Genomic DNA, 13,499 nt, shown 5'->3' with positions numbered 1-13,499 from the left:
CGTCGGTGAAAGGCTATGGCCACCTATCACGTCGATAGCCAACCGCGATTCGTCGCGCTGCCCGGCTGGGCCTACCCTTGGGTTATTCGGTTTAGCGAACTCAAGGATCAGCATCATGGGCAAACGTCACCCCCACTTCCCGGCCTGGCAATGGCGCACCTGCCTTGACCATCATGGTCACCCGAGCAATCCGGTGTTGCAGCAGATTGCCGTACCGCTGTTCATCGTCGCGTTTTTGCTGATGGTATCGGGGGTATTCAGCCTGAGCCTGGCCAATGTCGCCATCGGCTCTCTCGGCATGATTGCCGCACTCGTGTTGCAGTGCCACGGTCATGAAGAGCCTTAGCCGAAAATTGTCACCGTCTGCCGGCTCATGGCGATCAAGCGACCATCAGCGCTCCAGAACCTGGCGGCGACATGGCCGTAGCCGTCCTGGGCATGCTCGATCTCGGCCAGGTATTTACACCAGTCCAGTGTCGTGAGTTCCAGCAGTGGCTGGACGAATTCAATGGTCCAAGTGAGCGTGCTGCCCGGTGCCATTTGGGTGAGATGGGGTAGCAGCGCCGGAGGCCAGGCATCGACCAATGCCAGGATGTGCCCCTCGTTCAGCGGCTCCTCTTTGACATCACCACGCAAGCGCACCCAGCCCCCCATGCTGCGGGATTTGTTGCCCGTAAACGGCAGGCCACCGACACTCCAGCACAGCGCCAGGTGACGCATGAATTCCGGCGTACCGCCCTTGATGTAGGGCAGTTCCTGGCATTGCTCCACGCTTTTGAACTCAGGCGCGGGGTCGGCCTGGACCGCCACCACGGAGGAGCGTGAGGCGCCGAAGCTACCTTGTACCACGGTCACTACCTGACCGTTCTGTACCGCTCGCCCCAATACCTGGCTGACCGCCTTGCCTTCACGCAATACGTCGACTTCGAAACTGACGGGCACGTCGGCCTCTACCGGCCCGACGAAGGTAATCGCCAGCGAACGCACCGGGCGATCCGCCGGAATCCGCGCACGCATCGCTTCATATTGCAGCGCCGCCACCAGCCCGCCAAAACTGGCGCGCCCCTGACCCCATTCAGGCGCAATAGTCACAGCCTCTGGCTGACGGCGCACGGCATCGATCAAATCGGAAAAGCGCATGACAACCTCAAAAACATGGGAAAAAGATGCAGGAATCTTAACCAGCCCAGACGGGTGGCACAGCGCTCATTCTGGCCAAAGAGACTGGCAGATAGGCCGCGGCATCCCAACCCCCGCCAATCTACTGTGGGAGCGAGCCTGCTCGCGATAGCGGTGAGTCAGCTTGAATAACTGTTGACTGACACGGCGCTATCGCGAGCAGGCTCGCTCCCACAAGGGGTATGTGCTGGACTCAGGATTTTTTGAAGCAACTGGCAACGAGTTTATCGAGCACTTTATCGGACTTGGCCTCGGCCTTTTCCATGGTGCTGAGCCAGACCGGCACGCAGGATTGCAAGTCGCTTTCCTGCTTGGCCCTGGCCAGCCATTGCCAGCAATCGTGCCAGTCCCCCAGTGCGCCTTGGGCGGACTTGAGCCGTGGCATGGCCGCGTCGGGCAGGCGGTCAAGTTCGGGGTAGGCTTCGATGGCGTAGCGCACGCGCTTGATCAGCAGCCGCAAACGATGGCGATCATGGGCCGGATCGTCCAAGGCTTCACCGAGTTTTTTCCATTGCTTGTCCAGACGCTTTTCGATGCGTTTGCGCAAACCTTTAAGCAGGTCCTGACGTTGCGCCGCGCGAATGAAGCGCGGGAAAGCATCAAGCACCATCAGCAATTGCGCCAGCTCCGGGCTGCCGGCAACGGCGGGATAAGCATCGGCCATTTGCACCTGGCGCCGCCGCGCGGCTTCGATCTTGCCGTGCTGCTCAAGGTAGGCGGCCAGCACTTCCCGGTCACGCAGGGGCGTAGTCAGCGCGCCGACCGCCGAAGCCGCCGTTTCCAGTTGCTCGACACCGGGCAACCCGCGCAACGGACGAAGCAAGCTGCGCAAACGGCGAACCGTGGTCCGCAGGTCATGCAAGGCTTCACTGTCGGTATGGGCATTGAGGCGAGCCTGACAAGCCAGCAGCCGGACTTCCAGGCCCAGTATCCGGGCCACCAGCCGATCAATCATGGGGACGTACTCCGTACGCAGCATTGAGGGTCAAGCTGTACAGCTTCACGTGAGGGGCGCGTCGCATGCCCCTCTTGTGGCTTGCAGCTTAGCGCTTGCCGCTGCTTTTATCGTCCTGCACGGGATTCGCGAATGTAGAAACGGGCCTTCTCGGCCTTTTTGGTGCACCCCTCAAATGCCTCGAACTGCTGCTGAGTCTTGGCGCCGGTCAACAGCGACAAGGCCTTGGAGTAACTCACAGTGCCGGCAAAACCTTCGGCCTTGGCCAGGTCCAGTTCACGCCAGGCACTGTCGAGCTGGCTGCCGCAACTGTCGCGGTAAGCGGTCTTGCCGGCACAACCGGCCAGGGCCAACACCATCAAGGATGCCACCAGGGGCAGACAAATCCGGGCTTTCATCAATTACACCTCAAGTCAGGTCAACAGTCGTGCAAGTAAGACGGTCCAGCCCGCAAAAAGTGCCAATGCCCGACCGCGTAAATTCAAGTGTGGGCGAGCATACGCAAATGCCGGCGCGGCGTATCAAAAAACGACACCTGTGCCACAACGATTGAGCCCAGCCGTCGATAAGTGCATTGTTAAAGTCTGTTTGACAAGAGGTCGGGTCATGACAAAACGTGTCGCATTGGTACTGGGATCGGGTGGCGCCCGGGGCTACGCCCATATCGGGGTGATCGAAGAAATCGAACGCCGTGGCTATGACATCGCCTGTATTGCCGGTTGCTCCATGGGCGCCGTGGTGGGCGGGATCTATGCCGCGGGCAAGCTCGATGACTACCGTAACTGGATCGAAAGCCTGGATTACCTGGATGTGCTGCGGCTGGTGGACGTCAGCTTTCGCCTGGGGGCGATTCGCGGCGAGAAAGTCTTCGGGCAGATTCGCAAGATCGTCGGCGAACTCAATATCGAAGACCTGCGTATTCCCTACACTGCCGTGGCCACCGACCTGACCAATCAGCAGGAAATCTGGTTCCAGGAAGGCTGCCTGCATCAGGCAATGCGCGCCTCGGCGGCGATTCCCAGCCTGTTCACCCCGGTGATGCAAGGCAACCGCATGCTGGTGGATGGCGGCCTGCTCAATCCGTTGCCCATCGTGCCAGTGGTGTCGAGCCATTGCGATCTGATCATTGCGGTCAACCTCAACGCCACCAACCAGAAACAGTACCGACTGCCGGTCATCCAGCGCCCCGCAGCGTTCAAACGTCGCTTCGACACCCTCGTCAGTTCCCTGGGCTCGCGCCTGCCGTTCCGGCGCAAGCAAGCCGAGCAGTTGCTGCTGCTGGAACAGGAAGCGTTAAAGGCCGAAGCCGCCGAAATCAACCCATGGCTGGAATCCGCCGAGCCCGAGGGCCAGCAACCGGCCGCCGCGCCGGAGTCCGAAGGTGCGCCGAAATCAGCGACCGGTTCGTTCATCATCGACAACGTTGGCCCGGCCTCGCTGCTGGACTTGATCAACCAGAGTTTCGAGGTGATGCAGACGTCCCTGGCCCAGTACAAGATCGCCGGGTATCCACCGGATGTGCTGATCAACGTGCCGAAACGGGTGTGTCGGTTTTTTGAGTTCTACAAGGCACCGGAACTGATCGCCCTTGGGCGGGAGATCGCCAGCGATACGTTGGACCGGTATGAGAATGAGCAGAATTGAAAGGTCTCGGGTGGCTGTGCGGGCCTCATCGCGAGCAGGCTCGCTCCCACATTGATCTGCGGTAAGCAATGCCCTGTGGGAGCGAGCCTGCTCGCGATGGCGACAGTTCAGCCAGCATAAAACTCAAAGCCCACCCTCCCCCAACAACCGATACCCAACCCCCGCCTCGGTCGCAATGAACCGGGGTCGGGTCGGGTCGTCGGCCAGTTTTTGCCGCAGATGACCGACCACGATTCGCAGGTAATGGGTGTCCTCGGTGTGGGTCGGGCCCCAAATATCCTTGAGCAATTGCTGCTGGGTAATGACGCGCCCAGGATGGCGCGCCAGTTGCGCCAGCACGGCGTATTCCTTGCGGGTCAGGGCCACTTCGGTGCCATCGAGCAGGACCCGGCGATAAGCCAGGTCCACCGTCAGCGGACCGAACGTTAGCGCCGCTTCCCGCGCCTCGCCTGCCGGGGCCTGACGCAACAAGGCACGAATGCGCGCCAGGAACTCCTGAATGCCGAACGGCTTGGTGACGTAATCATTGGCGCCGTTGTCCAGCGCCTCGACTTTCTGCGCTTCGCTGGCCCGCACCGAGAGCACCAGCACCGGCACCGTGGACCATTGGCGAAACTCGCGCAGGACCTGCTGGCCGTCCATGTCCGGCAGGCCCAGGTCGAGCACCAGCAAATCGGGCTTGTTCAGCGCCGCCTGGGCCAGGCCTTCGGCGCCGGTGCCAGCTTCGAGCACCTTGTAGCCTTGGGAGGTCAGGCTGATGCGCAGGAATTTGCGGATCTGCGGTTCGTCATCGATGACCAAAAGGGTCGCGGTCTGGCTCATGAAGTCCGTTCAATGCAATCAGGTGGAAAGGCAATCAGATGAAAAGAGAGTAACCCAGCGCCGCTCAGGCTTCATCGTCCAGGCCCGGTTGTGTCTGTAATGGCAGGTGCAGGGTGATGCAGGTACCGCGTCCGTCCAGGCCGGTGTCCACGCTGATCCGCCCGCCATGGGCACCGACCATCCCCTGACAGATCGCCAGCCCCAGCCCCGTCCCCTGCCCACCACGATCCCCGCGCGCAGCGGTATAGAACATGTCGAAGATTTTCTCGCGCTCTTCTTCAGGGATCCCGGGCCCCTCGTCGGCCACGGCGAAAAACACTTCGCTGTCTGTCGCCCCTGCGCTCAGCAGCAGTCGCCCGTGAGTCGGTGAAAATCGTGCGGCGTTCTCCAGCACGTTCACCAAGGCCTGTTCGATCAGCGCCGCGTGAACATACAACAACGGCAGCTCGGCAGGCACTTCGATGCCCACCGTCAACGGTGCCAGCACCGCCCGCAGCCGGCTCAGCGCGCTGCCGACGATATCGGCCGGCGATACCCAGTCCCGCGCCAGCTTCAGAGCCCCATGGCCGAGACGAGTCATGTCCAGCAAGTTCTGGATATAGCGATCCAGGCGCTCAGCTTCATCACGGGTGCCTTCCAGCAGTTCGCGGCGATCGGCCAGCGGGATCGCCTCTCCCAACGCCAACAGGCTGTCGATACTGCCGCGCATGGAGGTCAGCGGCGTGCGTAAATCGTGGGACACCGACGCCAACAACGCACTGCGCAGTTGCTCCGTTTCGCCGTGCAGGCGCGCTGCTTCCAGATCCTGGGCCAGTTGCGCCCGAGCCAGGGCCTGCGCCAGTGGCTGACTGAGGGCCGCCAACAGACGACGCCGCTGGCCGCTCAACGGCTTGCCTTCTTTCGGGCAAACGCCCAGCAACGCCAGCGGGCCCTCCTCTGTCGACAACGGCCACCACCACCAGCGTCCAGACGGCAGTGTCCCGGTGCCGGCGCCGGCCGGTTGGTCGTGTTGCCAAGCCCAATCGGCGGCCGCGCGTTCAGCTTCGGTGAAAGTCAACGGTTCAGTCGTCTCGACCTTCCAGCCGCCCTGGCCGTCACGGTTGAGCAGGCACAGTTGCAGGTCGTGCCAACCGTTGAGGTGTTGCGCGGCGGCGCTGATCACCGCCTGGCGGTCGGTGGCGGCGGTCAATTTACGGGACAGGTCAAGCAGCTCGCCGGTTTCCTGCTGGGTCTCGCGCAGCGCCTGCAACTGACGTCGCTGGCGCGCCGCAAGATTGCCGGTCAGGGCGGCCATGAGCAAGAAGAACACCAGGGTGAGCACGTCTTCTTCACGCTGGATGGTGAAGGAAAAATTCGGTGGGATGAACAGAAAGTCATAGGCCAGGAACGACAGCGCCGCGCAGGCCAGCGCCGGGCCGAGGCTGCTGCGAACCGCCACCAGCAACACCGCCATCAGAAACACCAGGGAAATGTTGGGCAAGGGAAGAAGCCCGGAGACCCCCCAAGCCAGCGCACTGGCCGCCGCCGTCGCCAACAGCGCCAGCACGTAGTCGAAACCGCTCAGGACGGCGTTTGAACGCACGCGGGCCGCCGGGGGCTGTTGATCGCGGTCCAGGACGTTGATTTCCAGCCCCATGGCGTCGCGCAGCAAACGCGAAGCCAAGCCACCACCGAACAGCCGCCGGCGCAGACGCCGTCTGGACTGTCCCACCAGCACCAGCGTGGCGCGACGTTCGCTGGCGTGCTGGATCAGGGTCCTGGCGACTTCACCGGCCCGTAGCAGCACCACTTCCCCGCCCAGGCGCTCGGCCAGTTGCTGGGCATTTTGCAGGCGCTGACGCGACGGCTCGTCCCGCGTGCTGCCGTTGTCCACGTGTACCAGGCTCCAGGGAAGATGCCGACGCTGGGCGACACGGCTGGCGTGGCGTACCAGACGCTCGGCCTGGTCATCACCGTCGACCCCCACCAACAATCGCCCCCGCACCGCCGGAGCCGCCTGGCCCAGTTGCCGATAGCCTTGGGCAAGATCGTTGTCCACCTGGGCCGCGGCGGTTTGCATGGCCAGCTCACGCAATGCGGTGAGGTTGGTCTGGCTGAAAAATGCATCGATCGCTGCGCGCGCCTGTTCCGGCACATACACCTTGCCATCGCGCAGGCGCTCCAGCAGCTCGCGCGGTGGCAGGTCAATCAACAGTAGTTCATCGGCCTCTTGTAGGACCCAGTCGGGCAGCGTCTCGCGAACCTGCACGCCGGTGATACCGCGCACCTGATCGTTGAGACTTTCCAGGTGCTGGACGTTGACGGTGGTGTAGACATCGATGCCGGCGGCCAGCAACTCCTGAATGTCTTGCCAGCGTTTGGCGTGTCGGCTGCCGGGCGCGTTGCTGTGGGCCAGTTCGTCCACCAGCACCAAGGCCGGTCGAGTCGCGAGCAAACCATCAAGGTCCATTTCCTCGAGCATCACACCGCGATACTCCGAACGCACCAGCGGCTGCTGCACCAGACCGCCGAGCAGCGCCTCAGTCTCACTGCGGCCGTGAGTCTCCACCACGCCGGCGACCACCCTGACACCTTGGCGCAGTTGCGTGTGGGCCGCCTGTAGCATGGCGTAGGTCTTGCCGACACCCGGCGACGCACCCAGGAAAACCTTGAGCCGACCACGATCGTTACGGGGCAGCTTGGCTAACAGTGCGTCGGCGCGGCCGGAGTCGCTCATGTGTTCGGGTTCTCTTTCATATGTTGATCAAACGCCCTGTGGGAGCGAGTCCTTGTGGGAGCAAGCCCTGTGGAAAAGCAGGCCTTGTGGGAGCAAAGCTTGCTCGCGATAAGGACGACACGGTTCAACTGCGGAACCGCGTTATCTTCATCGCGAGCAAGCTTTGCTCCCACAGACGTTGCTCTCACAGTGCCACTCCCACAGGGGTCTACAGTTTTTCCAGCGCCAGGTTCAACGCCAGCACATTCACCACCGGCGGCCCCACCAGCGGTTGCTCGATGTGAGTGTCGAGCAGTTGCTGCACGGTCGACACCGGCAGATGGCGTGCGGCGGCGACACGCGCCAGTTGATAGGCAATCGCTGCCGGTGGCAAGTGCGGATCCAGTCCGCTGCCCGAGGTGGTCAACAGCGCCAGCGGCACCGGGCCTTGATCGGGTACTTGCAATGCCTGGGCGTCCTCGATCACCCGTGCGGCCAGGGCCGGATTGCTCGGGGAAAAGTTGCTGGCGCCGCTGGCTACCGTAGCGAAAGCACCCGCCGATGGACGTGGATGGAACCAGGCATCGCCCTGGAAATCCTGGGCGATCAAGCGGGAGCCGCGAACCTTGCCGTCGGCATCAACGATCAGGCTGCCGTTGGCCTGGGCGGGAAAGGCGACTTGCGCCACGCCCGTAACCAGCAAGGGGTACGCAACGCCGGTGATCAGGGTCATCAGAAGCAATAGGCTCAGGGCCGGGCGTATCAGAGTGGACATCTCAAAAATCCTCGAATCCGAAAAACAGTTAACTTCCAGGCATACATTGTGGCGAGGGAACTCGTTCCCGCTGGGCCTGTAGGAGCTGTCGAGTGCAACGAGGCTGCGATCTTTCCTTGCCAATTGAGCCTGAAGCGAAAGAGCAAGATCAAAAGATCGCAGGCTTCGCCAGCTCCTACATCCAGCGGGGCGGTGCGGCGTTTCAGCGGTGCATCTCGATCACTACGTCAAACCAACCCCAACGCCGTCAGCAACAGGTCTATCGCCTTGATGCCCACAAACGGCACCACGATCCCGCCCAACCCATAAATCAACAGATTGCGCCGCAGCAGCGCCGCCGCGCTGGCGGCCTGCACCCGCACGCCACGCAACGCCAACGGGATCAGCACCACGATGATCAACGCGTTAAACACAATGGCCGACAGAATCGCGCTTTGCGGGCTGCTCAGGTGCATCACGTTCAGCACACCCAGTTGTGGATAAATCGAAGCAAATAGCGCCGGCAGGATGGCGAAATACTTGGCGATGTCGTTGGCGATGGAAAACGTCGTCAAGGCCCCACGGGTCACCAGCAGTTCCTTGCCGATTTGCACCACGTCCAGCAACTTGGTCGGATCGCTGTCCAGATCGACCATGTTGGCTGCCTCTCGCGCCGCCTGTGTGCCATCGTTCATCGCCATACCCACATCAGCCTGGGCCAGGGCCGGCGCATCGTTGGCGCCGTCACCACACATGGCCACCAGACGACCGTCATTCTGCTCATGACGGATGCGCGCCAGTTTTTTCTCCGGTGTGGCCTCGGCCAGCACGTCATCGACGCCGGCCTCGGCAGCAATGGCGGCGGCGGTCAGTGGGTTGTCGCCGGTGACCATCACCGTGCGAATCCCCAACTTGCGCAGCTCGGCAAAGCGCTCGCGGATACCGGGCTTGACCACGTCCTTCAGATGAATCGCCCCCAGCAGCTTGCCGTCGACGCACACCAACAATGGAGTGCCGCCGCTCTGGGCGATCTTGTCCACCTCCCGCGCCAGGGCAGGTGGCAGTTCGCTTTTCGACAGGCCGATAAAACTCAGCAGCGAATCCACGGCGCCCTTGCGGTACACCCGGCCCTGATAATCGACACCGGACAATCGGGTTTCGGCACTGAACGGCACGGCGGTCAGCCGTTCGAGGCCCGGCTCGGGTTGCGAATGCAAACCCCGCAGGTACTCGACGATGGACTTGCCCTCCGCTGTGTCGTCGGCCAACGAAGCGAATAGCGCACCTTCGCTCAACGCCTCGACGCTCACGCCAGGCGCGGCGTGAACCGCGGCACAGCGACGATTGCCGAAGGTGATGGTGCCGGTCTTGTCCAGCATCAGCACATGCACGTCCCCCGCCGCTTCCACGGCGCGGCCGGACTTGGCGATCACGTTCAGGCGCACCAGTCGATCCATCCCGGCGATGCCGATGGCCGACAACAGCCCGCCGATGGTGGTGGGAATCAACGTCACCAACAGCGCCACCAGAAACACCAGCGGCAGATTACCGTTGGCGAAATGCGCGAACGGCTGCAGCGTCACCACCACCAACAGGAAGATCAGCGTCAGGCCGATCAGCAGAATATCCAGCGCCACTTCGTTGGGTGTCTTCTGGCGTTTGGCGCCTTCGACGAGGGCGATCATGCGGTCCAGGGTGGATTCGCCGGGGTTACTGGTGACACGCACCAGCAGCCAGTCGGAAACCAGGCGCGTGTTGCCGGTGACGGCTGAACGATCGCCGCCGGATTCGCGGATGACCGGGGCCGATTCGCCCGTAATCGCCGCCTCGTTCACTGCTGCGATGCCTTCGATCACTTCGCCGTCACCGGGGATCATCTCCCCTGCCTCGACACGCACCACGTCGCCCTTTCGCAGGCGGGTGGCGGGTATCACCTCAAAGCCGTTGGCCGTCTGGCGGCGTGCGCTCAGGCCCTCGCTACCGGCCTTGAGGCTGTCTGCCCGGGCCTTGCCGCGACCTTCGGCCAGGGCTTCAGCAAAGTTGGCGAACAGCACCGTGAACCATAGCCACAGGGCAATTTGCGCGGCGACAAAAGTCGGCACGCTGCTGTCCGGAACGAAACACAACACCGTGGTGAGAATCGCGGTCAGCTCCACCACCAGCATCACCGGGGCGCGGTGCAACTGACGCGGATCGAGCTTGACGAAGGCTTGCACCAGCGCTGGCCGCCACAAGGCCGAGATCGCGGTTTTCGGTTGCTCCGGCGCCTTGGCGACGACGGTTTTGCTCATTGGCATATTCATCATCAGATCCTCAGAAACCCAGGCTCAGGTGTTCGGCAATCGGCCCAAGGGCCAGGGTCGGCAGGAAGGTCAGGCCGCCCACCAACAGGATGGTCACGGTGAGCAGAGTCACGAACAGCGGGCCGTGGGTCGGAAAGCTGTTCGGGCCGATCGGCGCGGTTTTCTTCAGCGCCAGGCTACCGGCCAAGGCCAGCACCGGCAGGATGTAGCCGAAACGACCGATCAACATGCCCAGGCCCAGCATCAGATTGTGGAAGGGTGTGTTGGCACCAAAACCGGCGAAGGCCGAACCGTTGTTCGCACCCGCCGAGGTGTAGGCATACAACAACTGACTGAAGCCATGGGCGCCAGGGTTGCTCACCGCTGCAGCAGGCCCGGGCAGGCTGGCAGCAATGGCCCCCAGCCCCAGCACGCTCACCGGCATGACCAACAGGGTCACCACCAGCAGTTGCACTTCCCTGGCAGCGAGCTTCTTGCCCAGGTATTCCGGGGTACGACCGATCATCAATCCAGCCAGGAACACCGCGATCAGCACGTTCAGCAGCATCCCGTAGAGTCCCGCGCCGACGCCGCCGAAAATGACTTCGCCAACCATCATGTTCACCAGCGAGACCATGCCGCTGAGCGGGTTGAGGCTGTCATGCATGCCATTGACCGAGCCGTTGGATGCCGCCGTGGTGGTGACGGACCACAGCACCGTGGCCGTGGTACCAAAACGCGCCTCCTTGCCCTCCAGTGGCGCGGTCTGCTCCACGGCCACATTGTTCAGCGCCGGGTTGGGTTGGGATTCGGCCCACAACGACGTGGCGCCGCCGATCAGAAACAGTGCGAGCATGCAGGCGATGATCGCCCGGCTCTGGCGCAGGTCCTTGACGTAGTGGCCGAAGGTGAACACCAGCGCCGCAGGAATCAGGATGATTGACGCGACTTCGAACAGGTTGCTCCAGGCCGTCGGGTTCTCGAAGGGATGCGCCGAATTGACGCCGAAGAAGCCGCCGCCATTGGTACCCAGTTGCTTGATCGCGATCTGGCTGGCGGCCGGGCCCAATGGAATCACCTGGTCCGCGCCCTGCATCGTCACCCCGTGCACATAGTGCGCGAAGGTTTGCGGCACGCCCTGCCACACCAGAAACAGGGCCAGCAACAGGCACAGTGGTAACAATCCGTAGAGGGTGGCGCGGGTCATGTCGACCCAGAAGTTACCCAGTGTCGCGGCGGATTTGCGCCCGATCCCGCGACACAGCGCCACCAGCACGGCCAGGCCGGTGGCAGCGCTGACAAAGTTCTGCACGGCCAGGCCAAGCATCTGGCTCAGGTAGCTCAACGACGCTTCACCGCTGTAGGACTGCCAGTTGGTATTGGTGGTGAAACTCACCGCCGTGTTGAATGCCTGAGTCCATTCCATACCCGGCACTTTTTCGGGGTTGAGTGGCAAATGCCCCTGTAACAGCAGGATGGCGAACAACAATGAAAAACCGGCCAGGTTGAAGGCGAGCAGAGCCAGGGTATATTTCTGCCAGCTCTGCTCCACAGCAGGATCGACGCCGGCCAAGCGATAGCAACCACGCTCAACCGGGCCAAGAACAGGTGAAAGCCAGGTGCGCTGGCCCTCCATCACCCGGTAGTAAAAACGCCCCAGGAACGGTGCGGGGATCAGCACCAGCGCAAAGAAGGCGAGGATCAGCCCGTAGTCATAACCGTGCATAACCACTCCTAGTTCCGATCCGCGCGCAACAGCGCAACCAGTAGATAAATGAACAGCGCCGCTGCCAACAACAGCGACACCCCGTCCAGAAGGCTCATGGGATTTCTCCGTGGTACGGCGTCATGCCGTGTGTGGAGTGATTGTCGGCAGGGAGGGTGTAAAGGAACGAGATCGAGAGAGGGGTTGGGGGATAAAGAATGTGTAAAAAAGGGGTTTGTGGTTGGCTGGGCGGGCCTCATCGCGAGCAGGCTCGCTTGTATGGTAGGACTTGAAGGGAGGAGGAGGGACAAGGCTCGATTCTGACTGTTAGGCGCAGTACAGACCGTGGGAGATTTCGCCCCTCCTCCTTTCACCCAAGCGCCGATAAAGAATGCATCTGGCCTAAACCGACGATAGGAACAAGCCTGCGCCTCTGGGTGAACCCTTCAAGTGTTCAAACCTTAGCCCGGAGAATTTTCAATGGCAATGCCGGTTTCTGTCACAAAGCCGATTGTGGGCGTGGATGTCGCCAAGAACGAGTTGGTGATCTATCACGCCGAACTTGATGTACTGGAGGCGATTCCCAACAACAAAGCGGCCATCAAAAAGTGGTTGAAAGCATTGCCGGGCCCCGTCGCTGTAGCCATTGAGTCGACCAATATCTATCACCTGGAATTCGCTGATCTGGCCTATGAGGCTGGCTGCGAGATCTACATGGTGGGCGGTTATGAACTGCATCATTACCGCGAAGGCGTAAAAATCCGCGCCAAAACCGACGCGCTGGACGCCAAGTTGCTGGCTCGTTACCTGAAGAACGAAGGGCATGAGCTTCACCCCTGGACCCCGCCATCCCCGCTGTATCGCCAGCTGCTGAGCCTTTTCCGCCGTCGTGCAGCCTTGGTTCAGGCTCGAGTGGCCCTGGTACAAAGCTGGGCTAACGAGCCGCTGCTGAAGACCGCTTTCGCCGAACAAATTGCAGCCATGCAAAGGCTTGAGACATTGATTGAGAAGACGATCAAGGATCATCTGAAGAATGCCGGTTTGCTGGGTCAGTTGAACCGTTGCCTGCAAGTTGAGGGCATTGGATTTCTAACCGGAGCCCGCCTGCTTACGGCATTTCAGCGGGGCGACTTCAGAAACGCAGATGCTTTCATTGCCTTCTTGGGAATGGATTTGCGAGTGTCGAAATCAGGACAAAAAGACGGTCGCCGCAGCTTGAGTAAACGAGGCGACCCGGAAGTACGCCGGCTTTTGCACAATGCCGCCATGTCGGCTAGTCGCACATCTGCTTGGAAAGGCTTCTATGAAAAGCAAAGAGCTCGCGGTTTCACTACCACTCAGGCGTTGGTAATGCTGGCTCGCAAGCTTGCCCGGATCGTATTCGCTCTGCTGAAAGGGCAAAGCGAATACCAACCAAAAGCGGCTTGAGGGCTTCCCCTCAACCATAGAATCTCCCACAGGGG

Annotated in this window: 11 protein-coding genes and 1 pseudogene; 3 read left to right on the top strand and 9 right to left on the bottom strand. The window is 61.7% G+C overall.

Annotated elements, in window-relative coordinates:
* Positions 1 to 115: 115 nt before the first annotated feature.
* Positions 116 to 334: pseudogene (locus BM132_RS22735) on the top strand (terminase); the annotation flags it as partial.
* 8 nt (positions 335 to 342) lie between these two features.
* On the opposite strand, the gene BM132_RS22730 reads toward BM132_RS22735, so the two are convergent.
* From BM132_RS22730 to BM132_RS22720, 3 genes are all read right to left on the bottom strand, one after another.
* The gene (locus BM132_RS22730; RefSeq protein WP_092458907.1) at positions 343 to 1,140 is read right to left on the bottom strand and encodes an acyl-CoA thioesterase; all 798 of its coding nucleotides are present in this window, start codon (positions 1,138 to 1,140) and stop codon (positions 343 to 345) included.
* A 232-nt stretch (positions 1,141 to 1,372) separates the two neighbouring features.
* Positions 1,373 to 2,134, bottom strand: a complete 762-nt coding sequence (locus tag BM132_RS22725) for a CHAD domain-containing protein (RefSeq protein WP_092458905.1) — start codon at positions 2,132 to 2,134, stop codon at positions 1,373 to 1,375.
* Positions 2,135 to 2,241: 107 nt separating this feature from the next.
* Positions 2,242 to 2,532: a hypothetical protein gene (locus BM132_RS22720; RefSeq protein WP_039588883.1), complete on the bottom strand. Its 291-nt coding sequence runs from the start codon at positions 2,530 to 2,532 to the stop codon at positions 2,242 to 2,244.
* 208 nt (positions 2,533 to 2,740) lie between these two features.
* Between BM132_RS22720 and BM132_RS22715 the strand changes: the two genes are divergently transcribed.
* On the top strand, positions 2,741 to 3,778 hold the full coding sequence (locus BM132_RS22715; protein WP_047226339.1) for a patatin-like phospholipase family protein: 1,038 nt from the start codon (positions 2,741 to 2,743) through the stop codon (positions 3,776 to 3,778).
* Between the two features lie 123 nt (positions 3,779 to 3,901).
* Here BM132_RS22715 and BM132_RS22710 read toward each other — a convergent pair whose 3' ends face one another.
* The 6 genes from BM132_RS22710 to kdpF all read right to left on the bottom strand — a co-directional run bounded on the left by BM132_RS22710 (position 3,902) and on the right by kdpF (position 12,155).
* A complete protein-coding gene (locus BM132_RS22710; RefSeq protein WP_047226338.1) occupies positions 3,902 to 4,600 on the bottom strand; it encodes a response regulator in 699 nt (232 codons plus the stop codon).
* 64 nt (positions 4,601 to 4,664) lie between these two features.
* Positions 4,665 to 7,316, bottom strand: a complete 2,652-nt coding sequence (locus tag BM132_RS22705) for a sensor histidine kinase (protein WP_092458903.1) — start codon at positions 7,314 to 7,316, stop codon at positions 4,665 to 4,667.
* 208 nt (positions 7,317 to 7,524) lie between these two features.
* Positions 7,525 to 8,070 (bottom strand): potassium-transporting ATPase subunit KdpC, encoded by a 546-nt coding sequence (gene kdpC, locus BM132_RS22700; RefSeq protein ID WP_092458901.1) that lies wholly within the window; start codon positions 8,068 to 8,070, stop codon positions 7,525 to 7,527.
* A gap of 227 nt (positions 8,071 to 8,297) precedes the next feature.
* Entirely contained in the window at positions 8,298 to 10,352 is a 2,055-nt protein-coding gene (gene kdpB, locus BM132_RS22695) for a potassium-transporting ATPase subunit KdpB (protein ID WP_092458899.1), read from the bottom strand.
* A gap of 10 nt (positions 10,353 to 10,362) precedes the next feature.
* Positions 10,363 to 12,057, bottom strand: a complete 1,695-nt coding sequence (gene kdpA, locus BM132_RS22690; RefSeq protein WP_092458897.1) for a potassium-transporting ATPase subunit KdpA — start codon at positions 12,055 to 12,057, stop codon at positions 10,363 to 10,365.
* An 8-nt stretch (positions 12,058 to 12,065) separates the two neighbouring features.
* The gene (kdpF, locus tag BM132_RS22685; RefSeq protein ID WP_092397685.1) at positions 12,066 to 12,155 is read right to left on the bottom strand and encodes a K(+)-transporting ATPase subunit F; all 90 of its coding nucleotides are present in this window, start codon (positions 12,153 to 12,155) and stop codon (positions 12,066 to 12,068) included.
* A gap of 361 nt (positions 12,156 to 12,516) precedes the next feature.
* On the opposite strand from kdpF, the gene BM132_RS22680 reads away from it, so the two are divergent.
* Positions 12,517 to 13,464: an IS110 family RNA-guided transposase gene (locus tag BM132_RS22680; RefSeq protein WP_092455084.1), complete on the top strand. Its 948-nt coding sequence runs from the start codon at positions 12,517 to 12,519 to the stop codon at positions 13,462 to 13,464.
* The last annotated feature ends 35 nt before the right edge of the window (positions 13,465 to 13,499 follow it).

Source organism: Pseudomonas sp. NFACC45 (assembly GCF_900113505.1).
GTDB lineage: Bacteria > Pseudomonadota > Gammaproteobacteria > Pseudomonadales > Pseudomonadaceae > Aquipseudomonas > Aquipseudomonas tehranensis.
This window is presented reverse-complemented; position numbering and strand designations above follow the sequence as displayed.

Bases quoted from the DNA above. Each gene is read 5' to 3' on its own strand.
- BM132_RS22730 (WP_092458907.1), bottom strand. From the start codon at position 1,140: ATGCGCTTTTCCGATTTGATCGATGCCGTGCGCCGTCAGCCAGAGGCT.
- BM132_RS22725 (WP_092458905.1), bottom strand. From the start codon at position 2,134: ATGATTGATCGGCTGGTGGCCCGGATACTGGGCCTGGAAGTCCGGCTG.
- BM132_RS22720 (WP_039588883.1), bottom strand. From the start codon at position 2,532: ATGAAAGCCCGGATTTGTCTGCCCCTGGTGGCATCCTTGATGGTGTTG.
- BM132_RS22715 (WP_047226339.1), top strand. From the start codon at position 2,741: ATGACAAAACGTGTCGCATTGGTACTGGGATCGGGTGGCGCCCGGGGC.
- BM132_RS22710 (WP_047226338.1), bottom strand. From the start codon at position 4,600: ATGAGCCAGACCGCGACCCTTTTGGTCATCGATGACGAACCGCAGATC.
- BM132_RS22705 (WP_092458903.1), bottom strand. From the start codon at position 7,316: ATGAGCGACTCCGGCCGCGCCGACGCACTGTTAGCCAAGCTGCCCCGT.
- kdpC (WP_092458901.1), bottom strand. From the start codon at position 8,070: ATGTCCACTCTGATACGCCCGGCCCTGAGCCTATTGCTTCTGATGACC.
- kdpB (WP_092458899.1), bottom strand. From the start codon at position 10,352: ATGAATATGCCAATGAGCAAAACCGTCGTCGCCAAGGCGCCGGAGCAA.
- kdpA (WP_092458897.1), bottom strand. From the start codon at position 12,057: ATGCACGGTTATGACTACGGGCTGATCCTCGCCTTCTTTGCGCTGGTG.
- kdpF (WP_092397685.1), bottom strand. From the start codon at position 12,155: ATGAGCCTTCTGGACGGGGTGTCGCTGTTGTTGGCAGCGGCGCTGTTC.
- BM132_RS22680 (WP_092455084.1), top strand. From the start codon at position 12,517: ATGGCAATGCCGGTTTCTGTCACAAAGCCGATTGTGGGCGTGGATGTC.